This window comes from Roseobacter litoralis Och 149 (genome assembly GCF_000154785.2).
GTDB classification, from domain to species: domain Bacteria; phylum Pseudomonadota; class Alphaproteobacteria; order Rhodobacterales; family Rhodobacteraceae; genus Roseobacter; species Roseobacter litoralis.
In genome coordinates this window covers 459501-481001 of the sequence record NC_015730.1, presented here as the reverse complement: position 1 = coordinate 481001, position 21501 = coordinate 459501, and the positions used below count along the sequence as shown (strand labels likewise).

Genomic DNA, 21501 nt, shown 5'->3' with positions numbered 1-21501 from the left:
GAAAGGAAGATGTGTGAGAACGAAAACTCTTATAACAGCAGTCGGCGTGGCGCTGGCTGCATGTACGACGGTGATCGAAGAACGCATAACCACCGGTGTCTACCAGGGCGAGGAATATGAAATCCGTACGCGCACCCTACAAGGGCGCAATGGCCCGTTTGAGCATTCGAGCGCCGTGTTCAAAGGGGCGACTCTGGTTTGCCGTATTGACAGTCCTGGTGACTGTGAAAAAGCTGCACAACACCTCATAAATGGTTATGATGACCGCGGTTTTAACGGTTGATAGCGGCTTTTGGCGATAAATAAAACGGTACGTGTGCCGCGTCACAGCGACCAGCATTACAAGGAGAGATGTATCATGCAAGCATGGAAGTGGGTGTTGGTTGCTGCTGTGGTTCTGGCAGGCTGCGCCGAGGTTATAGAGGAAAAATACGGGAGCATTGTGGTGGACGGGCAGACCTATGAACTGCGCAGTCGTGTCATGGATGGCCGCAACGGGACCTATACGCACACCAGTGTCATTGTTCGAAATGTGCCGCAAACCTGCCTGCCAGAAAGTCCGGGCGATTGTCGCGCCGCAGTAAAAAACGCACTGAACAACAACGGCCGTCGCTGATCCTCAATAGCAAAACGGATACATGTTTCGCAAAGGCTTGCCCTCGCTTTAACGTGGGCGTAACCATAAGCGATTGCTAAGCGCAGGGGTGCCAGACATGAGATATCAAGACATTTACCGGGCCAGTCTGGAAGACCCCGAAGCCTTTTGGATGCAGGCAGCCGACGCCATCGACTGGGAGCGCAAACCGTCCAGGGCGCTGTTTGATCGCGAAGAGCATATTTACGAATGGTACGCGGACGGGCTGGTCAACGGCTGTTACAACGCAGTTGACCGCCACGTGGCTGCCGGGCGCGGTGCGCAGGCGGCGATTATATACGACAGCCCCATCACCGGCACGAAATCCACGCTCAGCTATGCCGATCTGCAAACCAAGGTGGCCTCCTTGGCCGGTGCGATGGTTGCCCAAGGTGTTGGCAAGGGCGACCGCGTCATCATCTACATGCCGATGATCCCCGAAGCGCTGGAGGCGATGCTGGCCTGCGCGCGCATCGGTGCGGTGCATTCTGTCGTCTTTGGCGGGTTTGCTGCGAACGAACTGGCCGTGCGCATTGATGATTGTCAGCCCAAAGCAATACTGGCCGCTTCTTGCGGGTTGGAGCCGGGGCGCGTGGTCCATTACAAACCGCTGCTGGATGGCGCCATCGAAATGGCCGACCATAAACCTGACTTTTGCCTGATCCTGCAACGGGAACAGGAAATGGCCGAGTTGACCCCCGGTCGCGATCTTGACTGGTACGACGCCCAAAACGGTGTACCGCCCGCCGACTGTGTCCCGGTCGAGGGCAACCACCCGGCCTACATCCTCTATACGTCTGGCACGACGGGCGCGCCAAAAGGTGTGGTCAGACCGACCGGCGGTCATCTGGTCGCGCTGAACTGGACGATGAAAAATATCTATGACGTAGACCCCGGGGACGTCTTTTGGGCCGCCTCGGATGTGGGTTGGGTCGTTGGCCACAGCTATATCTGCTATGGGCCCTTGGTCCACGGGAATACGACCGTCGTGTTTGAAGGGAAACCCGTGGGCACGCCGGACGCAGGCACCTTTTGGCGTGTGATCTCTGAACATAACGTGCGCAGCTTTTTCACCGCCCCGACAGCGATCCGCGCGGTAAAACGCGAAGACCCCAAGGGGCTGGAGCGGGAAAAATATGATCTGTCTTGCCTGCGGTCCCTCTATCTGGCGGGCGAGCGTGCTGACCCCGATACCATTGAATGGGCGCAGGATATTCTGAACGTGCCTGTCTATGATCATTGGTGGCAGACCGAAACGGGTTGGACCATCGCGGGCAACCCGGCGGGTCTTGAGGCGCTGCCGGTCAAGATCGGCTCCCCCACGGTCGCGATGCCGGGGTATGACGTGCAAATCCTTGACGAAGCAGGGCATCCGCAAAAGCCCGGCGAATTGGGTGCCATCGCGATCAAACTGCCGCTGCCACCCGGCACATTGCCAACCCTGTGGAACGCTGCGGATCGCTACAAGAAAAGCTACCTCAACGCCTTTCCCGGATATTACGAAACCGGTGATGCAGGCATGATTGATGACGACGGATATCTTTATATCATGGCGCGCACCGATGATGTGATTAACGTCGCAGGCCACCGCTTGTCCACGGGTGCCATGGAAGAGGTGCTCGCCAGCCACCCTGATGTGGCGGAATGCGCGGTCGTCGGTGTGAGTGATCAATTGAAAGGGCAATCCCCCCTTGGTCTTGTCTGCCTGACCAAAGGCGTCAACCGACCCCATGGCGAAATCACCACCGAATGCGTCAAGTTGATCCGGGACAAAATTGGCCCCGTAGCGGCGTTCAAAAATGCACTGGTTGTGGATCGCCTGCCCAAGACCCGCTCTGGCAAGATCCTGCGCGCAACCGTCGTCAAAATCGCGGATAGTCAGGAGTTTAAACTGCCCGCGACCATAGATGACCCGGCCATTCTGGATGAAATCAAGGATGCGCTGCAAACGATCGGATACGCCAAGGGCTGATAGCTTCCGCTGGTTTGGACGAAAAAAAGCAGCCCCCTATGGGACTGCTGCTAGTGAGATATGCGCCAGTGATCAGGCGGCGTCTTTTAGATTGGCGAGGAACTTGTCGACTTGCACTTCCGCATCGGATTTCGCCAAACCGTAGCGCTCCTGGATAAGGCCCACAAAGCGTTCCCGTTCACCGGCGGCTTTCTGGATTTCGTCATCCGTTAAATCGCCCCATTGCGATTTGATCTCGCCTGTCATTTGTGACCAGTTGCCTTTGATTACGTCCCAATTCATGGTGTCTCTCCTTCATCTGAAACAGTCTCAGTTGAGTGAAACGCGTGCTCTCTACGCGTCGTTCACATGATCAACGCGCCATCAGGCCATGGGTTCCATACAAAGGGCTATTTTTCTGGAACGTCGGCTTGCGTGGCACGCTCGCCGTCCTGAGGCTTCAGATCGTAGGGTTCTGCCACCTTCCAGACGTGATCCGGCACCATATTTTTCATCTTTGCCGGTTCTTCGCGGCGCAGGTGCAGGATCGTCTCGGCGGCTTTCATCTCGACCCGCGTGCGCGCGAACTCAAGACCGCGCGGCCCGATACGGGGTTGCAGCCAACTGACGATCGGTCGCAGCCAGTCAGGCATGCGGCGCAAGGGCAACCCGCCCGCCGCCCGCGCCGTATTGGCGATAAAACCTTTGACGGCGTTGGCTCGTTTACCCGCTGATCCCGGCGCTTGCAGGTGTATGCGCGCGCCCAGCCCTTCCAGCATTTCAGCCCCGCGCGCATTGCGTACCAATAGCCATTGATCCCCCTCACCGCCCATATAGCCGACGGTGATGTCCGCCAGACTGTTGGTGTAATCAACGCAGGTGCGACAGGTCAGCGGAAAGAAATCGCGCGGCAAGTCAGAAATCGGCAGCGACAAAAAGGGGATGAGCCGTTGGCGCCCATCCGTAAAACGCAACTCAACCTTAAAATCTGCGCGAAATTCCAGATAGGTGATCGTTTCAGGGGCTTCATCCAGCAACTTCAGAAATGTGTGGAAATTCTCGGTCGTTGTATTGTCAGAACAGGGCGTACCAATGACGTAAAGACGCTCCAGCCCCAGATCGGCCTCAAGCGCGCGCAGGGCATAAATCTGGCAGGGAATCCCGATCACAGCGAGCCGTTTGAACCCCTGTGCCTGCGCCTCTTCCAGCAAGGCCAGCAGCGGCGCATATCCCATACGCATGCCGCGCGCGCGTGCCATATCACTGGCCTCAGTAATCAACGCAGGCTTCGGCCGCCAGCTGTCGGCATCATCCGGCACCATCGTCAGCACCGCATCCACACGACCCCGCGTCAGTAAGTCTGCGGCCAGCGCGGTCGTGATACCCGTCCACTGCGCACCCTCCGCAGGGGCCACCATACGCGCGCGGTGCATGGCCTTGAACGGGCCGAAAAAGGTCTCATCGCCTGCACCACGTGTACGCCCATGCACAGCCTTTTCCAATGCGGGGTAATCCGGCGCAATGAACTGACATGCCTTGCCACAGGCGCGCGGGTCCTTGAAACGCGATACCCCACAGTCCGTGCACAGCCCACGCGGGGCAGGGTCGCGAAAATCAGGCGTCAACATCAGGTGAATTGCTCATTGATGAGACGTTCCTCAAGGCCATGGCCCGGATCAAACAGAATGCGATGCGCCACCGATGGCTCAGAGCGGATTTCGACCGAGGTCACGTCCATAACGGACTGTGCGTCGGCTTCGGCCATAACCGGGCGTTTGTCATGCTCCAGCACATCAAAGCGCACCGTTGCATCCTGCGGCAAGAGGGCCCCCCGCCAGCGTCTTGGGCGAAAAGCGCTCATCGCAGTCAGCGCCAGCACCGCCGACCCGATGGGCAAAATTGGCCCGTGTGCCGAGTAATTATAGGCGGTGGACCCTGCGGGCGTGCTCAACAAGGCGCCATCACAGACCAGTTCAGCCATGCGCAACCGGCCATCAATCGTCACCCGCAGCTTGGCCGCCTGCGGACCGGTGCGCAGCAGGGAAACCTCGTTGATCGCCAGCGCCTTGGTGGTTGATCCATCCGCGCAGGTCGCGATCATGGCCAGCGGGTTGATAACCTCTTCCTCGGCGTCCGCGAGACGGGCGGGCAAGTCGCTTTCTGCATAGGCATTCATCAAAAAACCAATGGTCCCCCGGTTCATCCCGTAGACAGGTGCCGGGTGATCCTGCGTCGCATGAAGTGTTTGCAGCATGAAACCATCGCCCCCCAATGCGACAATGACATCCGCCTCTTGAACATCGACATTACCATAGCGGGTGACAAGCGCTGCTCGGGCCGTCTGCGCGACATCCGCCCGACTGGCAGTAAAGGCGATCTTGCTGGTCATGACAGGTTTCCGATCGGGGTCTTTGGACCTCAAAACAACCACATCTCTGTTCGGTTGACCAGCGTTGGCCGACTGAATTTATCCGCTGCATGATTGCAAGGCGCGCGCAGGATCACTAGACACGACGCATATTTCTAGTCGAGCGTCGCTTTACCAGCTTTGCCCGCGTCCTAGTTTCCGATACGAAACCGACTGCAACCTATTCACACAAGGGAGATGCCTCCATGAACGCCCCCCACCGCGCCCCCGGCTTTTTCACTCAGTCACTTGCTGACAGTGACCCGGAACTTTTTGGCTCCATCACGGATGAACTGGGCCGTCAGCGCGACGAGATCGAGCTGATCGCCTCCGAAAACATCGTCTCTGCCGCCGTGCTTGAGGCGCAGGGGTCGATCATGACCAACAAATACGCCGAAGGATATCCGGGGCGGCGTTATTATGGTGGCTGCCAATTCGTGGATGTGGCTGAAAACCTCGCCATCGAGCGGGCGTGCAAACTTTTTGACTGCGGCTTTGCCAATGTGCAGCCGAATTCCGGGTCTCAGGCCAATCAGGGCGTGTTCACTGCCCTTTTGCAGCCGGGCGACACCATTCTGGGCATGAGCCTTGATGCAGGCGGTCACCTGACGCATGGGGCAAAACCGAACCAGTCTGGCAAATGGTTCAATGCCATCCAATACGGCGTGCGCCGCGAAGACAACCTGCTGGACTATGAACAGGTCGAAGCCCTCGCCAAAGAGCACCAGCCCAAGCTGATCATCGCCGGGGGCTCTGCTATCCCGCGCCAGATCGACTTTGCCCGGATGCGCGAAATCGCTGATATGGTGGGCGCGTATCTTCATGTGGACATGGCGCATTTTGCCGGTCTCGTGGCCGCGGGCGAGCATCCCTCGCCCTTCCCGCATGCGCATGTGGCCACCACGACGACGCATAAGACCCTGCGCGGCCCGCGCGGCGGCATGATCCTGACAAACGACGAGGCACTGGCGAAAAAGTTCAATTCCGCCATCTTCCCCGGCATTCAGGGCGGTCCGCTGATGCATGTGATCGCCGCCAAGGCCGTTGCCTTTGGCGAAGCGTTGCGGCCAGATTTCAAGTCCTACACAAAGCAGGTCATAAGCAACGCGCAGGCGCTGTCGGATCAGCTGATCAAGGGCGGGTTGGACACGATCACGCATGGTACGGACACGCATGTGGTGCTGGTCGATCTGCGCCCCAAAGGCGTGAAGGGCAACGCGACCGAAAAGGCGCTGGGGCGCGCACATATCACCTGCAACAAAAACGGCGTGCCGTTTGATCCGGAAAAACCGATGGTGACTTCCGGCATCCGTCTGGGCAGCCCGGCCGGGACGACGCGCGGTTTCGGTGAGCCGGAGTTTCGCCAGATCGCGGATTGGATCATCGAAGTTGTCGACGGCCTTGCCGCCAATGGCGAGGAAAACAACGGTGCGGTGGAGGCCAAGGTCAAAGCCGAGGTCGCAGAGATGTGCGCCCGCTTCCCAATGTATCCAAACCTCTAAGCACCAGACGGCCCTGCACGATCACGTGCGGGGCCGAACGATTTCAGCCCGCAACCCAGTTGGGCAGCGTCAGCGAGATGGCAGGCACAAAGGTAATCAGCAACAGCGCGATGAGAATCGCGATGTAAAATGGCCAGATGGTGCGAACCGCCTTCTCCATCGGCAGTTTCCCAACAGCGCAGCCGACGAAAAGGCACGATCCGACGGGCGGCGTGCACAAGCCAAGCCCCAGATTGACCAGCAGGATCATCCCGAATTGAAGCGGGTCAATCCCCAGACTGTGGGCGACCGGCAGGAAGATCGGCGTGCAGATCAGGATGAGGGCTGCCATGTCCATGATCATGCCCAGCACCAGCAGGATGAGGTTGATCATCAGCAATATCAGGATCGGATTTTCCGTCATGCCGGTCAAAAGGTCCACCGTCTTCAGCGGCACCTGATAAAACGTCAGCATATAGGCAAAGGCCCCGGCGCAAGCGATCAGGATCATGACCATGGCCGTTGTCTTGACCGCCTGCGTCACCGCCGTGCGGAATTTGAGCCACGTGATCGAACGATAGACCAACAAGGTGACGAAAAACGCGTAAAGAGCCCCAAATGCCCCCGACTCGGTCACAGTGAAAACACCGGACAAGACGCCGCCGACGATGATCACAGCCGTCAACAGACCCGGTATCGCCCCAAAGAATGCCATCACAAGTGCTGTCCAGCCGGGAAACTGTTCGGCCTGATAGCCACGTTTCACCGCCACCAGATAGGCCGCCAATGCGAGGCAAAAGCACATCAGAATACCGGGTACGACACCGGCCAGAAAGAGTTTTGAGATTGAAATGCCGCCCCCTGCCGCAATGGCAAAGATGATCATGTTGTGACTGGGCGGAATGATGATGCCAGCGATGGAAGACGTCACCGTGACGTTAACGGCATAATCCGCATCATAGCCTTTTTCTTTCATCACCGGGACCAGAATGGATCCAAGCGCGGAAATATCAGCAATCGCCGAACCAGAAATGCCGCCAAACAGCATCGACGAGAAAACATTGACGATGCCCAGCCCGCCGCGCACGGCACCAACGGCAGCAGATGCGAATTTGACCAGACGCATGGCAATGCCGCCATGGAACATCAATTCGCCCGCGAAGATGAAAAATGGGATCGCCATCAGCGCAAAGACATTGATCCCGCTCACGATCCTTTGGAAACCGATCATCAGGGGCAAGCCTTCGTACCAGAAGGCAACAATGGCAGAGATACCGAGCGCGAAAGCAACAGGCGTGCCGATCACGACACAGAGCGCGAATGCCCCCAAAAGAACCAAAATGCCCACGGTAAATCCCTATTCTATACTGTCACTGCGGTCATCCACGCCCAAAAACAGGCGGATAAGATGACCAACCGAGAAAATGAGTATCAGCCCGCCGCCGATGGTCAGCGGGAGCGATCGCAACCCTTCGGGCAGTTGGATCAGAGGGATCAGCGACCCCCATTTGAAAATCGTGAGCTGTGCGCCGTACCACAGCATGAGCCCGCCAAAACCGGCCATGAGCACATCCGACAGCACAACAAAAAAGCTGCGCACCCGTGGCGGAACAGCGCTGCGCAACAGCGAGACGGACAGATGGGTGTTTTCATGCACACCGACGGCTGCGCCCAGAAAAGCGATCAGCATCACGAGCAGCAGCGCCATCTGTTCCACCCATGTGGGTGTGGCGTTCAACACGTAGCGTCCAAAAACCAACCAGCCGAATATGACCGTCAGGAAAACCAATGCCACTCCGGTCAGAATGCGGCAAACAAACGCCAGCGTATCAAGCACCGCCGCCATGCGTTTTACGAAAAAAGGAAGGGGCCGCGCGTCGCTCATCCGCATTCTCCGCCGTGGAGGTGTCTGGCCCCCGATATTGGGAGCCAGACCATTTCACCTTGGATCAACACACAGATTATTCTGTGGCCTGAATGAGCTCGACGAGCGCGCGCAGATCCGGGTTGGTTTCAAAGTAGGCTTCATAGACCGGCGTCATTGCAGCCTGGAACGGTGCCTTGTCAGCAATTTCGTTCACAACCACACCGGCAGCTTCTACCGCGGCACGGCTGGCCGCTTCGCGCTTGTTCCAGAGGTCACGCTGATAAAGCGCGGATTCCTGCGCCGCTTCGAGGACGGCGGTTTTCATCTCTGGCGACAGGCTGTTGAACGTACCGATGTTCATGCAGATGCATTCGGGGATGATCAGGTGTTGTGACAGTGAATAATACCCTGCAACTTCAAAGTGCCCCGTGGATTCGTAAGACGGCCAGTTGTTTTCGGCTCCATCCACAACACCGGTTTTCAGCGCTTGATATACCTCAGCAAATGCCATCGGGGATGGGTTGCCGCCAAGCTCGGCGATCATGCCTGTGAACAGTTCGTTGTTCATCACGCGTACCTTCATGCCTTCGACATCGGCTGGCGTGTTGATCGGTTTATCACCGTTGTAAAAGGACCGCGCGCCCGCATCATACCATGCCAGCGGCTGAAGACCTTTTTCGGCCATACCCGCTGCAATTGTCGCACCGGCTTCGCCGTTGAGCACACGGAACATGTGCGGGACGTCTTTGAAAATAAAGGGCAGTGAGACAACATTCGCCGCCGGGACAATCGGCCCGATGGGGCCCAGGTTGAAGTTGCCGATTTCCAGCGCGCCTGCGCGCACCTGCTCGACGGCGTCGGGCTGGCTGCCCAATGTGCCGCCGTGGAACATCTGCAACGTGTATTCGCCGTCTGTTTTCACAGCAAGCAGCTCTGCAAATTTGTCCATGGCTACGGTGTTTGGATAACCGTCGACGTGGATATTCCAGCCGCGCCAGTTGTCCGCGCTTGCGACGCTTGCCACGACAGCGAGCGCCACAGCGCCCGCAAATGATTTGGTTAGTGCATTGAACATGATGTCCTCCCTTGGTTTTATCTCAGTGACACCCGCCGGTACGCCTTGTGAGCTGCCAGATCATTGGCAGCGCACGGCCCCCTCCCTGACAAGGTGTCGTGTATCGATGCGTAAAGGAAGACTAGTATACCAGAATTGTCAACTCTAATACGCTCTGTGCGCACGACATGCATCTGACAGAACAGTCATGACCAACGGGACACGGCACGCTGCAAGCGAAACAGGCTGCGGGTCAACAGGCTTTGGTGCGGTGCCAATGGGTATATAATTTACCGGGCGTGACGGAACGAAAGCGATCAGGCGTTACAGAAAATCGTCTCGTCTGGGCGTGAAACCGTCGACGAGCATGCCCGGTTCCAGACATACACACCCATGTTCCTGATTGGCGGGCACAACGAAGCTGTCACCCGGTCCGACGTCGCGCGTTGTGTCGCCGAGGGTGAAGCGGAAACGCCCGCTTTCGACATAGGTCGACTGAACATGCGGGTGATGGTGCAGTGCGCCCGTGGCCCCTTCCTTATCAAAGCGAAAGGCCACCACCATCAGGTCAGGATGATCCGACAGCACCTGACGTGTCACATTTTCGCCGGTGGATACAATTGGGTAATCAGACATATCACGCCCTTTCAGTACAATCAGGAAAACACCATACCGCCGTTGATGTCGATATTCGCACCGGTAATGAATGCGGAATCCGAGCAGGCGAGAAACAGGATCAGATTGGCGGTGTCCTCGGTCGTGCCCTGCCTTTTGACAGGCGCCGTGGCCTCAAAACCGCGCCGCCCCGCATCAGGGGTGTGCACATTGTGGAAATCCGTATCAATCATACCGGGGCACAGGGCGTTCACGCGGATGTCCGGCCCAAGCTCTTTTGCGAGCCCGCGCGTCATGGTCATCACCGCACCCTTTGACGTGGCATAAGCCACAGCACCGGCACCGCCGCCGTCCCGCCCTGCCTGACTGGCGAGGTTCACGATTGCCCCGGATTTCATATGCGCAAGACAGGCCTTCGTCATCATGAACGTACTGGTCAGGTTCAGATCCATAACGGCGTTCCAATGATCCAGCGGCATCTCGGCGATGGTTTTGCGCGCGATCAGGCCGCCCGCGTTATTGACCAGAATATCTATACCGCCAAAGTCAGCGACGGTTTTTGACACCAGCGCTTCGACGTCTTCGGGTTTGGTCAAATCACCCTTCAGGGCAAAGGCCTGTCCGCCCTGTGCTTTGATCTGCGCCACAGCCGCATCTGCACCGGTACTGCTGGAAAAGTAGTTGATCGCCACATTAGCACCTTCCGCCGCCAGCTTGATCGCTGCGGCCTGACCGATGTCACGCCCCCCACCTGTAATGATTGCCGTTTGCCCTGCTAGTTTCATGGCCTGCCCTTTCCGCTGCTTCTCGCACTGGTATACTAGTCATTTAACTGGTATACCAGTGCGAGTTTACGGCGCACCTGAGGATCATAACGGAACCAGACGCCTGGCCCGCACGGTTCTGTCGCAAGCTCACTTCAGGCAAGACGTCCTGAAGCACACAAAGACCATGGAGGTGATGCAATGGCTCAGGCCACACAACTTGGCGAGCGGCGCACCAGCGTTGACGACATATTTGACCACCTTCACGACGAAATCCTGTCGTTGCGCCTGCGTCCGGGCGACAAGATTTCCGAAGCCGATATCGCCGCCCGGTTCGGTGTGTCCAGACAGCCCGTGCGGGACGCGTTCAGTCGGCTGGCCACGCTTGATCTTTTGCTGATCCGCCCACAACGCGCCACCGAAGTGAAACGATTTTCGCTGCGCGAGATTGCCAAGTCGCGTTTCGTGCGCGCCGCCGTGGAACAGGAAGTCTTGCAGCGCGCGTCGCAATATTGCGACGCAACCGGCGCGGCGGAACTCGACGCGGCACTTGCGGCACAGGAACAGGCGATAGAACAGAATGACCTCGAGACCTTTGGAGAACTGGATTACAAATTCCATCAGATCCTGTGTCATATCGCCAAGGTGGATTTTGCTTTCGACGTCATCCGCACGGAGAAATCAAACGTCGACCGCCTGTGCATTCTGAGCCTCTCCAAAGGGGATCGGATGCCTGATCTTGTGGCCGATCACCGGCGTATCGCAGAAGCGGTCAGAAAACATGATGCGCAGAGCGCGGTCGAGAACGGCATGCGTCACCTCTCCCGACTGGACGCGACGATCGAGCAGATTTCGATTACAAACGCGAATTACTTTGAACGCGAGTAAATCCAAAGCCTGATCAAGCGGCGCCTGCCACACCGTTTTTCATACCATCAAAGACATCAGAGGACGCATGACGACACGGCCTCAGGCGGGCACGATTCAGGCTTTTTCATTTTTTGTTTCTTTTTTTGAACCCAACGCGTCATCGGCGCGACCAATGGGTATCTCGCCAGTTGCGGGGCACTGACACAAGGCCACAACACCTTGGGCAGGCTTCGGACAGGCGGCGGTGAAATTGAAAACGATGATGATATTAGCATGGAGAATCCAATGTCCCTTTTTAACCTTTTCAATCTTTTTTCCAACGGCCTCGACATTAAAGGATCTGACAAGAGCGATCTGATTATCGGCTCCTTTGGCAATGATACGATTGCCGGGAACGGTGGCGACGATCTGATGTTTGGTCTGTTCGGCAATGATAAAATGTCCGGTGGTCTGGGCGATGACACGATTTTCGCGGGTGGCGGCCATGACATCGTCGAAGGTGGCGAGGGCGAAGATGCCCTTTATGGCAACAACGGCAATGACGTGATCGTCGGCAACAGAGGCGACGACAAGATGTTTGGCGGATCAGGCAACGACAAGCTGGTCTGGAACAACGGCGACGGTTCTGACCTGATGAATGGTGGCAGCGGGTATGATAAGGTACAGGTGAATTTCAACACCGACCTTGTGGATAATGACCTGCAAAACAAGGACGTCGCAGAATTTGAGACAACCGACACAGGCGTCCAGTTCGCCCGCACCGAAGTCAATGATCAGTCCGAACGCGGCCTGTTCCAACTCGACATCCGCGAAACCGAAGTGCTGGAGACGAATTTCGGCGGCGGTGATGATACTGCAGTGATCAAAGGCGATGTGCTTGAACAGATCGCTCTGAACCTTGATGGCGGGGACGGCGTCGACACGCTGGATCTGTCACAGGTTGATGCGGGCATCAAGGTGGACCTTGCCGCTGGCAAACTGGCGCATTCCAAAGCCGAAAACTTCGAGAACGTCATTGGCACCGAGTATAAGGATCTGCTCAGGGGCGATGCGCAGGACAACGTCATTTCGGGTCTTGGCGGGGATGACCAACTCGGCGGTCGGGGCGGCGATGACACGCTGATCGGCAACAAGGGCGACGACAAGGTCTTTGGCGGGGACGGCGATGATCTGCTGATCTGGAACAATGGCGACGGGTCGGATCTGATGCACGGCGGCAACGGATATGACCGCTTGCAGGTCAACTTTGACACGGACCTTGTGAATGACGATCTGCAAAACAAGGACGTGGCTGAGTTTTCCGTCGCGGACATCGGGCTGCAATTTGCACGTACCGAGGTGAATGATCAGTCAGAGGCTGGCCTGTTCCAACTGGACGTGCGTAACATCGAAGTGTTGGAAACAAACTTTGGCGGCGGCGACGACACGGCCGTGATCAAGGACAACATCCTCAAGCGGATCGAACTTGAACTGGATGGCGGCGATGGCGTGGACCTTCTCGACCTCAGCGACGCAGCATCGGCGGTCACTGTTGATCTCGCGGCAGGCACCATCACCGACGGGGCGAACACATCCACCGCGATCAACTTCGAGAACGTCACCGGCACGGATTTCAACGACACGATCACCGGCAACGATCAGGACAATGTGATCCGCGGTGGTGCCGGAAACGATGTGATGTCAGGCGGTGCGGGCGCAGATACTTTCGTGTTCTTCGAAGAGGACGCGGGCGTCGACATCATTCTCGATTTTAACTTCAACGAAGACAGCCTCCTGTTCCTCACCAACGATCCGGAGGTCACAACCGACAGCCTGCTGTCGAACCTGACGCAGACCGGGGACGACGTGGAACTGGCCTTCAACAACAAGGTGATCACATTCGAAGACACTGTGGTTTCCGACTTTAACGCCGACGATTTTATGATTGCATAAGTAACGAGTACATCTGAGGCGAGTGGCCCCGTCAGCTTTCGGCTGGCGGGGTTACGTAATTTCGCCCGCCAGGGTTTGAATCTGACGCAAAACCTGCCTCATACCTTGGTATTCCTCTCGCCCTGCACGGTTGCTGACAAGCAAAATGGGCGGAAAAACGCACAGCGCATGGCTTTACCCACTCTGTTGTCTCGCTTGTGAGTTGTGTCTGACTGTGCACAATGGCACTTCTTGTTTGCGCAATCTTCTGGACCGGTAAGCAAAAATTCGATGGATGACAAAGATCTCATTGCACGCATTGCTGCAGGCGACAAAAGCGCAATGCGGGACCTCTACACCCGGTATGATCAGGCCATCTATGCGTTTGCCATGGGGCGTTGCGGAAATTCCGAACTCGCCTCGGATTGCGTGCATGACACAATGCTTGATGTGTGGCGCACAGCGTCGCGCTTTGGCGGGCAATCAAGCGTCAAGACCTGGCTGTTTTCGATTGCGCGCAACAAGTTGGTCGATGCTTTGCGCAAACGCGGCAAGCTCTCGTTTGTGGATGAGGTGCCGGAAAGCGCGGATACCGCACCGGACCCAGAGGCCGCAGCAATCGCGGCATCGGAAAAGCAACGGCTTCATACCTGCCTGAAAGGGTTGAAAGATGTGCAGCACTCCGCCATCCGCCTCGCCTTTCTCGAAGACCTGACCTACCCCGAGATCGCTGAAATCGAAGCCGTGCCAGTCGGGACCATCAAAACCCGCATTTTCCACGCCAAACAGGCACTGATGCGGTGTCTCGCCGCCGGGTTGCATCGCTGACGCTGTTTTAATTCTGTTGGGTCACGTGGGGCGCATCGGATCACTCCGGCCCACATTCCGAACGCTTCAGATTATTGTTCAACTACCAATTCGACGATATCGCTGCGTGTGTTCAACGCAACGAGCGCTTCTTGCAAGGATGTCTGGTTGATAAAGGACACGCGCACCAACCCCAGAGCCGTTGGCCCATCAGATATTGTGCCACCCAAAGGACCCAGCAACGCGCCAATCTCACCAAAACGCGCCGCATCGCTGAACTTGACTTGCAAAACGAAAGCCCCCGCACCCTCGGTTGCAGGGGCAAAGCCGTCAGGCACACCGCTGATGCGCGGCACGACCGCGACCTGCCAGGCCATAACCGCTATTGTGGCCACCGCCGCATATCGCAAAATCTGCGCCAAAGGGCTGCGGTTGTCATTTGCTGGCTTTGGCATGGGTGTGATGCTGGCGGACAACCTGTCCCAGACCGCATCGCTGTTGTCGTGTTTCGGCTCTGCCCGCAGCGCGCCACGCACGGACTGCATTACGGCCACCTCGGAGGAAAGTGCCGCATCGGCCGACATGTCTACTTCAAACGCTTGCCGGTCCTGCGGTGGCAGCCGGTCTTGCACGTAGTTCAGTATCTTGTCGTCGCGATCCATTTCGTCACAGCCATACAGTTGCAGTGTTCACCTCTTTGTCGCACAGTCTTGGGGAAAGGTTCAAAAAAACTTTGCGCCGCTGAATTTTTTTGAACCCTCGCTCGGTGCGGTGCGACAAATCTAGCGAGGTGGGGCGTAACTCTGCGCCTCCCCATCCCGACAGGAGATACCACGTGATTAACGCACTGCAGTTCCTTCGCCAAGTTGTGATCATCAGCCTTCTGTTCGTTCTGGTAGGGTGCGCGCCTTTGACGACTTCCCCCGACAAAAACGACACGAATGTGGTCGGGCAGCGCAAAGTCATCGCGCTTGTCCCGGATGCGCAAGCAACCGAAGGCATGCGCGCAGCAGGGCTTTCAGGTGGCTATCAACTTCTGGATGTAACGGATCTGGCGGGGCTTGATCTTACGATGCTGACCTTTCGGATGCCTGACGGCATCACCGGACCACAAGCAATCGCCGCGCTTGAAGCGGCAGTGCCCACCTCAACCGTTGGCATCAATCACGCCTACCGCCTCCAGCAATCCAGCAGTGCCGCGCAAGAGCTGGATTATGCCAACGCAATGATGCGATGGCGCACAGATGGGTGTCGTGCACAGGTGCCGGTGGGTGTGATCGACACCGGGATCGATACCACCAGCCCGGCTTTGGACGGCGCGCGCATCGTGACGCGCGCGTTCTTTGAAGGTCGCGCCGCACCGGCTGCGCATGGTACGGATGTCGCCTCTGTTCTGGCCAATCCCAGCCGCCTGAAAGACGTCACGATCTACGGCGCAAACGTGTTCGGGCAGCAAGACGCGCTGGGGCTGAAGGCGGGTGCGGATGCACTGGTGCGCGCACTTGACTGGCTGGCGGAGGAAGACGTCCGCTTCGTCAATCTCGCCCTCGCCGGTCCTTACAACAAACTGCTCGACCTTGCCGTGGAACGTTCGGTGGACCGTGGGTTGATCCTTGTGGCAGCTGTGGGCAACGACGGGCCGAACGTTGATCCTTTGTATCCCGCAGGTTTTGACGGGGTGATCGCCGTGACTGCAGTAGACGCCGACGGACGAATCTACCGCAACGCGGTGCGTGGCCCGCATGTGGATATCGCCGCGCCCGGTGTGGACATTCTTGTGCCATCCGGGGGCAGCGTTCGGTTCGTGACCGGTACGTCGATCGCGACCCCCTTGATCACGGCCCGGCTGGCGGCTGATCCGACACTTGCAAATGCGCGCAGTGTTTCGGACGTGCGCAAGCGTCTGGCCGCAACCAGCGCGGAACTGGGCCGTTCAGGGCGCGACCCGGTCTACGGACACGGCCTCGCCCTCGCCGAAGACATCTGTGGCGATTGATATCTGTCCGCCGTCATAACGACTGGAGGGTTACATGCACTCCGCCAGCGCCGTTGCGAGATTTCCGATCAGCGCGGGATAAAGCGCCGGTCCGGGTTCGAGGTCTGACCCAAGCGGATCAATTATGCCCGTTTTCGCCTGCGTGCCATCGAGAACGGTCGCAACAAGACCTGAGTTGAATTGCGGCTCGGTCAGAACACAATCGACGGCTTGTTCTGCGATCCGGCCTTGAATCTCGGCAATCCGTGCCGGGCTGGGGTCTGAGGCATCACTCAGTGAAATCGCGCCTGCTGCCGGGAAGTCGAAATCCGCTTCGAAATACTGATAGGCGTCATGAAAAACGATGAACTCACCACCGCGCACTGGTGCAAGCGTGGCATTCACCTCATCAATGAGCGTTTCCATTTCCGCGCGTCCCGCAGCCGCGTTCGCAAAGTAGATGCTGGCATTATCAGGGTCAGCCGCGGACAGCTGCCCTGCTATTACGTTCAGCCAGTTTCGTGCGTTTTGAGGCGACAGCCATGCGTGCGGATCATGCTCCCCGTGCGCGTGATCCTCATGCCCTGCGTCCTTGTGGCCATGATCATCATGCGCGTCCTCGGCGTGATCATGGTCTTTGTGCGCGTGTTCTGCGTGATCTTCGTCACCGTGATCGTCGTGGTCATCGTGATCTGCGTGGTCATCGTGATCATGCGCCTCAAACAACGCGCTCTCGCGGAATTCCAATGCAATTGTACCCGGCGCATCAAGCAATTCGCTCACCACCGCATCAGACGCAAGTGTCTCAAGGGTGTCGGTGAGCCATGGCGTAAGACCGGGGCCAATCCAGAACACGAGGTCGGCATCCTGCAGCGCTGCCGCTTCGGAGGGGCGCAGGCTATACTCATGCGGGCTTGCACCGGACTGAACGATGAGGTCGGGCGCGCCGACACCCTCCATCACCCGCGCGACAAGAGAGTGAACCGGCGCAATATCAACGGCGACCCGGGGTGCCTGTGCAGAAGCGGCCCCCCCAATCAGCGCGGCTGTGAGGGAGAGAGCAAGACGCATTCTGGACATCGGTAATTCCATGTGATTATATAACATTACAGCTGAGATAAATAAAATGTAATAACATGACAAGTGATTCGACGCATAACGGTACTGGCGGCCCGCTGGGGTTTGCGCTTCATGATCACGATGTCTGTGTGAGTGACACGCTGGCAGCGGCAGAAGCGCGCTGCGCCGCGGACGGGCTTCGGTTTACGCCTGTGCGCCGCAAGGTTCTGGAGATTTTACTGCAGGAGCACCGCGCTCTTGGTGCCTATGCAATCCTTGACCGCTTGCGCGAAGACGGGTTTGGCTCGCAGCCACCTGTTGCTTACCGGGCGTTGGATTTTCTGGTCCTGAACGGTCTGGCCCACAAGATTGAGCAGTTGAACGCCTTTATCGCATGCGTCCACCCCAGCGAAGCGCACACACCCGCCTTCATGATCTGCCGTCTGTGCGACGCGGTGGCCGAAACACACTCATCCCCTGCAAAAGGCGCGTTGGGGGACGCCGCACGCGCCACGGGCTTTCGGATAGAACGGACCATCGTCGAAGCAGAAGGCGTTTGCCCGACCTGCGCCGAAAAGGCAGATGTATGAGCCTGGTTGATGTTGAAGAGCTCAGCGTCCGCTACGGTGCCAGAACGGTTTTGTCGCGCGTCTCCCTGAACATCGCACCGGGGGAGATCGTGACCATCGTCGGCCCAAACGGTTCAGGTAAAACCAGCCTGTTGCGGGCAATTATCGGCGCGGTGAAGCCGTTTCAGGGTCGCGTCACTCGGGGTCCCGGCGTCACATTGGGATATGTCCCGCAAAAGCTGCATATCGACGAAACGCTCCCAATCACGGTCTCTAGGTTTCTGAAGCTTCCCGGTGGCGTGGAGTCTGCAGACATAGATCAGGCGCTGGCGCAGGCCGGGGTGCGGGATTTGTCCAAATCGCAGTTGTCTCAACTCTCGGGCGGGCAATTTCAGCGGGTGATGCTGGCACGCGCACTGATTGGAAAACCTGATCTGCTGCTTCTGGATGAGGCCACGCAAGGGCTGGATCAACGCGGCTCGGCCTCCTTTTACCAACAGATCGAAAGCGTGCGTCAGGAAACGGGATGTGCCGTTTTGATGATCAGCCATGAATTGCATGTCGTGATGAGCGCCTCTGACCGCGTGATTTGCCTGAATGGGCACGTCTGCTGCGAAGGCACACCGGCAGTGGTGGCATCCGCGCCGGAATACCGCGCGCTGTTTGGTTCGGGAACCGGCGGCGCATTGGCGCTTTACCGGCATGAACATGACCACGAACATGACCACAAAGACGGGTGCGATCACGAACAGGCAAAACACGACCGAACAGAGGCCGCTGAGTAATGCTGGATGATTTCATGGTACGCGCTGCCTTGGCCGGGATCGGCGTGGCCGTTGCCGCAGCCCCTTTGGGATGTTTCGTTGTCTGGCGGCGGATGGCGTACTTCGGCGATGCCACGGCACATGCAGCAATTCTGGGCGTGGCCTTGTCGCTCGCCTTCTCGATGTCGATCTTCATTGGCACCATGGTCGTGGCCTTGCTGATGGCCCTGACGGTCAGCGTATTGTCTGGCCGGGGCTATGCGATGGACACGTTGCTCGGTGTTCTGGCGCATTCAGCCCTTGCCTTTGGGCTGGTTGCCGTGTCGTTTTTGTCCGGCGTACGGATCGACCTGATGGCCTATCTCTTTGGCGATATCCTCGCGGTATCGCGCGGTGACCTCGCGGTGATCTGGGGCGGTGCGGCACTGGTTGTCCTGCTGATCGGTTGGCGTTGGTCGGCCTTGCTCACATCAACGCTGAACGAAGACCTGGCCCATGCAAGCGGGATTGACCCCAAACAAGAACAACTCGTGTTGACGCTGGCATTGGCCATCACCGTCGCCGTTGCGATCAAAGTCGTGGGGGTGCTTCTGATCGCCGCTATGCTGATCATTCCCGCCGCTGCGGCACGTCCCCTGTCACGAACCCCGGAAGGCATGGCCCTTGCCGCTGGTGTAATCGGGACCCTGTCAGCCATCGTGGGGCTGCGTGCCGCCTATGTCTTTGACACGCCGGCAGGCCCGTCAATTGTCTGCGTTGCTGCACTGAGCTTCCTCGCCACGAGCTTGATCAGGAATTTCAGACCCGCAGCGTAAAGCTGATAATCCAATCAAAGCCGGGACTGCGTCACGAAGGATATACCTCCGTAGTCTGCCTTCAACCCGTGATCTTCAAGACTGGTTTGCTGCCGTGGACCTCACATCTCATTGTCCGTCATCGCACCCCGTCGATTGGTGCGATTTCGATCCCGCTGTCATTGTGGTCGACAAGGGCCGGGTGGCTGGGATAGAGAACGCACTGCGCTGAATCAACACATGGGCTGTTTGTGGACCTTTTTATCAAGACCCATCTCAAATATACGGCTCAGCAACCCAGCGATTTGCTTTTGCAGATCGAGGCGCTGTCAGACGTGAATCAGATCTGCAGTCGGACGCGCCTGATCCTGAACAATGACGCGACGCAACAGGAATTGTCCGGCAATGACACCAATGGGACACGCCGCTGGGTGCATTGTGAGGCGCTGTTTGACTGTCGCTACGAAACACAGGTGCGCATTGCGCGACACGAGGCCAACATAGAAGGACTACCCGAAACCCCACGCATGCAGATCCCCGGCGATGTCATCCAATATATGACGCCATCGCGCTATTGTCAGTCTGACCTGTTTTTGGATTTCGTCGCCACGCAGTTCGATGGTTTGACCGGGGGCGCATTGGTCAGCGCCCTCAGCACTTGGGTGAATACGAATTTCACCTACGACAATGGCGTCAGCCACTCGGGAACAACCGCGACGGACAGTTTTGCCAGCCTCTCCGGCGTCTGCCGTGACTATGCTCATGTACTGATTTCTCTGGCGCGCGCGGGTGGCATTCCGGCCCGCTTTGTCAGCGCATATGCCCCTGACGTGGTGCCACAGGATTTTCATGCCGTCGTCGAGGTATATTTGGACGGCGCTTGGCATATCATTGATCCGACGGGAATGGCACAGGCACCGGAGGTTGCGAAAATCTGCGTGGCGCGCGATGCAGCGGACGCGTCGTTCCTGACCTCCTACGGTGCGATAGACCTCAAGGAACAATCGGTAGACGTCATTCGGATGCCTAAATAGGACGCGGTTCCGCGGTGGGTTTACGGAATACCAAGGAATTGATGATTGTGTCCGCGAGGTTTCAGCACTAGATAAACAAGCCGGATGACCGGGTATCTTACCCCTGTTTTGGATCACAAATGACCTACTGTGTCGGCCTGCGTTTACGCCGTGGCCTCGTTTTCATGTCGGATACCCGCACCAACGCCGGTGTGGATAACTTTTCGACCACCAAAAAGATGTTCACCTGGGAAGTGCCGGGGGAACGTGTGATCACTCTCATGACCGCTGGCAATCTGGCGACGACGCAGGCGCTGATCAGTTTGCTGGAAGAGCGGTCCAAGACTCCATCTGAACGCAGCCCATCGATCCTTGAGCGGCCCACCATGTTCGAGGTTGCGCGTCTGGTCGGTGCGACCCTGAAAGAAGTGATCGCAGACACCACGGGCGCCGGTCCGGCGGCCTCCTCCCGCTTTAAAGCGTCAGTGATTGTGGGCGGGCAGGTCAAAGGCGGCCTGCCAACGCTATTCTTGATCTATCCCGAAGGTAATTTCATCGAGGTGACGGAAGACGCACCGTTTTTCCAGATCGGTGAAGCAAAATACGGCAAACCAATCCTCGTGCGCGCCTATGATCCCGATCTGAGTTTCGAGGACACGATCCGGCTTTTGATGGTCTCATTCGATTCGACCATCAAGGCGAACCTGTCGGTGGGCTTGCCGCTTGATCTGCAAATCTACGCAAACGACAGCTTCACGATCGAAGAACAGTCCCGGGTTGAAGCGGATGACGCCTATTATCAGTCGATTTCCGAGAGCTGGGGCGACGCGTTGCGCAACGCATTGATGGATTTACCACCCTATAAACGCGCCTGAAAAACTCTGTTCGGAATTTCTACGCCAGCGGCCTTTGGGCGGAAGCCTGACAGACACAGTGTTCAGGGCAGCAAAATCTATACATGGATGG

At 57.6% G+C, this 21501-nt stretch carries 23 protein-coding genes; 13 read left to right on the top strand and 10 right to left on the bottom strand.

The genetic code is table 11. From position 1 onward, the window contains the following. Positions 1 to 13 precede the first annotated feature (13 nt). From RLO149_RS02230 to RLO149_RS02220, 3 genes are all read left to right on the top strand, one after another. Positions 14 to 283, top strand: coding sequence for a hypothetical protein (locus RLO149_RS02230; protein WP_013960422.1), 270 nt, complete (start codon positions 14 to 16; stop codon positions 281 to 283). Positions 284 to 358: 75 nt separating this feature from the next. After that, positions 359 to 616, top strand: coding sequence for a hypothetical protein (locus RLO149_RS02225; RefSeq protein WP_013960421.1), 258 nt, complete (start codon positions 359 to 361; stop codon positions 614 to 616). A 97-nt stretch (positions 617 to 713) separates the two neighbouring features. Further along, a complete protein-coding gene (locus RLO149_RS02220) occupies positions 714 to 2606 on the top strand; it encodes a propionyl-CoA synthetase (protein ID WP_013960420.1) in 1893 nt (630 codons plus the stop codon). Positions 2607 to 2678: 72 nt separating this feature from the next. On the opposite strand, the gene RLO149_RS02215 is transcribed toward RLO149_RS02220, so the two are convergent. From RLO149_RS02215 to RLO149_RS02205, 3 genes are all read right to left on the bottom strand, one after another. Then, complete coding sequence (locus RLO149_RS02215; protein WP_013960419.1) at positions 2679 to 2888, bottom strand: CsbD family protein; 210 nt, start codon at positions 2886 to 2888, stop codon at positions 2679 to 2681. Positions 2889 to 2995: 107 nt separating this feature from the next. Further along, positions 2996 to 4213 carry a Coenzyme F420 hydrogenase/dehydrogenase, beta subunit C-terminal domain gene (locus RLO149_RS02210; RefSeq protein WP_013960418.1) on the bottom strand — a complete coding sequence of 406 codons (1218 nt, stop codon included), beginning with the start codon at positions 4211 to 4213 and terminating at the stop codon, positions 2996 to 2998. After that, entirely contained in the window at positions 4213 to 4974 is a 762-nt protein-coding gene (locus RLO149_RS02205) for an NAD kinase (protein WP_013960417.1), read from the bottom strand. The genes RLO149_RS02210 and RLO149_RS02205 overlap by 1 nt, the downstream gene beginning before the upstream one ends. 224 nt (positions 4975 to 5198) lie before the next feature. On the opposite strand from RLO149_RS02205, the gene glyA reads away from it, so the two are divergent. Next, positions 5199 to 6494, top strand: a complete 1296-nt coding sequence (gene glyA / locus RLO149_RS02200; RefSeq protein ID WP_013960416.1) for a serine hydroxymethyltransferase — start codon at positions 5199 to 5201, stop codon at positions 6492 to 6494. A gap of 43 nt (positions 6495 to 6537) precedes the next feature. On the opposite strand, the gene RLO149_RS02195 is transcribed toward glyA, so the two are convergent. The 5 genes from RLO149_RS02195 to RLO149_RS02175 form a co-directional block, all read right to left on the bottom strand. After that, entirely contained in the window at positions 6538 to 7821 is a 1284-nt protein-coding gene (locus tag RLO149_RS02195) for a TRAP transporter large permease (RefSeq protein ID WP_013960415.1), read from the bottom strand. 9 nt (positions 7822 to 7830) lie between these two features. Next, positions 7831 to 8358 carry a TRAP transporter small permease gene (locus RLO149_RS02190; RefSeq protein ID WP_013960414.1) on the bottom strand — a complete coding sequence of 176 codons (528 nt, stop codon included), beginning with the start codon at positions 8356 to 8358 and terminating at the stop codon, positions 7831 to 7833. Between the two features lie 76 nt (positions 8359 to 8434). Further along, positions 8435 to 9415 (bottom strand): TRAP transporter substrate-binding protein, encoded by a 981-nt coding sequence (locus RLO149_RS02185; RefSeq protein ID WP_013960413.1) that lies wholly within the window; start codon positions 9413 to 9415, stop codon positions 8435 to 8437. Positions 9416 to 9718: 303 nt separating this feature from the next. After that, complete coding sequence (locus RLO149_RS02180) at positions 9719 to 10030, bottom strand: cupin domain-containing protein (protein ID WP_013960412.1); 312 nt, start codon at positions 10028 to 10030, stop codon at positions 9719 to 9721. Positions 10031 to 10050: 20 nt separating this feature from the next. Next, positions 10051 to 10794 (bottom strand): SDR family NAD(P)-dependent oxidoreductase, encoded by a 744-nt coding sequence (locus tag RLO149_RS02175; protein WP_013960411.1) that lies wholly within the window; start codon positions 10792 to 10794, stop codon positions 10051 to 10053. A 180-nt stretch (positions 10795 to 10974) separates the two neighbouring features. Between RLO149_RS02175 and RLO149_RS02170 the strand changes: the two genes are divergently transcribed. The 3 genes from RLO149_RS02170 to RLO149_RS02160 all read left to right on the top strand — a co-directional run bounded on the left by RLO149_RS02170 (position 10975) and on the right by RLO149_RS02160 (position 14382). Continuing rightward, the gene (locus RLO149_RS02170; protein WP_013960410.1) at positions 10975 to 11661 is read left to right on the top strand and encodes a GntR family transcriptional regulator; all 687 of its coding nucleotides are present in this window, start codon (positions 10975 to 10977) and stop codon (positions 11659 to 11661) included. Between the two features lie 267 nt (positions 11662 to 11928). Then, a complete protein-coding gene (locus RLO149_RS24330) occupies positions 11929 to 13575 on the top strand; it encodes a calcium-binding protein (RefSeq protein WP_013960409.1) in 1647 nt (548 codons plus the stop codon). 270 nt (positions 13576 to 13845) lie between these two features. Then, positions 13846 to 14382 carry an RNA polymerase sigma factor gene (locus RLO149_RS02160; RefSeq protein WP_013960408.1) on the top strand — a complete coding sequence of 179 codons (537 nt, stop codon included), beginning with the start codon at positions 13846 to 13848 and terminating at the stop codon, positions 14380 to 14382. Positions 14383 to 14453: 71 nt separating this feature from the next. On the opposite strand, the gene RLO149_RS02155 is transcribed toward RLO149_RS02160, so the two are convergent. After that, positions 14454 to 15023, bottom strand: a complete 570-nt coding sequence (locus tag RLO149_RS02155; RefSeq protein WP_013960407.1) for a hypothetical protein — start codon at positions 15021 to 15023, stop codon at positions 14454 to 14456. 173 nt (positions 15024 to 15196) lie between these two features. On the opposite strand from RLO149_RS02155, the gene RLO149_RS02150 reads away from it, so the two are divergent. Next, positions 15197 to 16357, top strand: a complete 1161-nt coding sequence (locus RLO149_RS02150; RefSeq protein WP_013960406.1) for a S8 family serine peptidase — start codon at positions 15197 to 15199, stop codon at positions 16355 to 16357. A 30-nt stretch (positions 16358 to 16387) separates the two neighbouring features. Here RLO149_RS02150 and RLO149_RS02145 read toward each other — a convergent pair whose 3' ends face one another. Further along, positions 16388 to 17416 carry a zinc ABC transporter substrate-binding protein gene (locus RLO149_RS02145; RefSeq protein ID WP_013960405.1) on the bottom strand — a complete coding sequence of 343 codons (1029 nt, stop codon included), beginning with the start codon at positions 17414 to 17416 and terminating at the stop codon, positions 16388 to 16390. A 56-nt stretch (positions 17417 to 17472) separates the two neighbouring features. On the opposite strand from RLO149_RS02145, the gene RLO149_RS02140 reads away from it, so the two are divergent. From RLO149_RS02140 to RLO149_RS02120, 5 genes are all read left to right on the top strand, one after another. Beyond that, positions 17473 to 17985 (top strand): Fur family transcriptional regulator, encoded by a 513-nt coding sequence (locus RLO149_RS02140; protein ID WP_044025174.1) that lies wholly within the window; start codon positions 17473 to 17475, stop codon positions 17983 to 17985. Then, the gene (locus RLO149_RS02135; protein ID WP_013960403.1) at positions 17982 to 18749 is read left to right on the top strand and encodes an ATP-binding cassette domain-containing protein; all 768 of its coding nucleotides are present in this window, start codon (positions 17982 to 17984) and stop codon (positions 18747 to 18749) included. The genes RLO149_RS02140 and RLO149_RS02135 overlap by 4 nt, the downstream gene beginning before the upstream one ends. After that, positions 18749 to 19543 (top strand): metal ABC transporter permease, encoded by a 795-nt coding sequence (locus RLO149_RS02130; RefSeq protein WP_013960402.1) that lies wholly within the window; start codon positions 18749 to 18751, stop codon positions 19541 to 19543. Before RLO149_RS02135 ends, RLO149_RS02130 begins: the two co-directional genes overlap by 1 nt. A 230-nt stretch (positions 19544 to 19773) precedes the next feature. Then, a complete protein-coding gene (locus RLO149_RS02125; protein ID WP_013960401.1) occupies positions 19774 to 20556 on the top strand; it encodes a transglutaminase-like domain-containing protein in 783 nt (260 codons plus the stop codon). Between the two features lie 119 nt (positions 20557 to 20675). Further along, the gene (locus RLO149_RS02120; RefSeq protein WP_013960400.1) at positions 20676 to 21410 is read left to right on the top strand and encodes a proteasome-type protease; all 735 of its coding nucleotides are present in this window, start codon (positions 20676 to 20678) and stop codon (positions 21408 to 21410) included. Positions 21411 to 21501 lie beyond the last annotated feature (91 nt).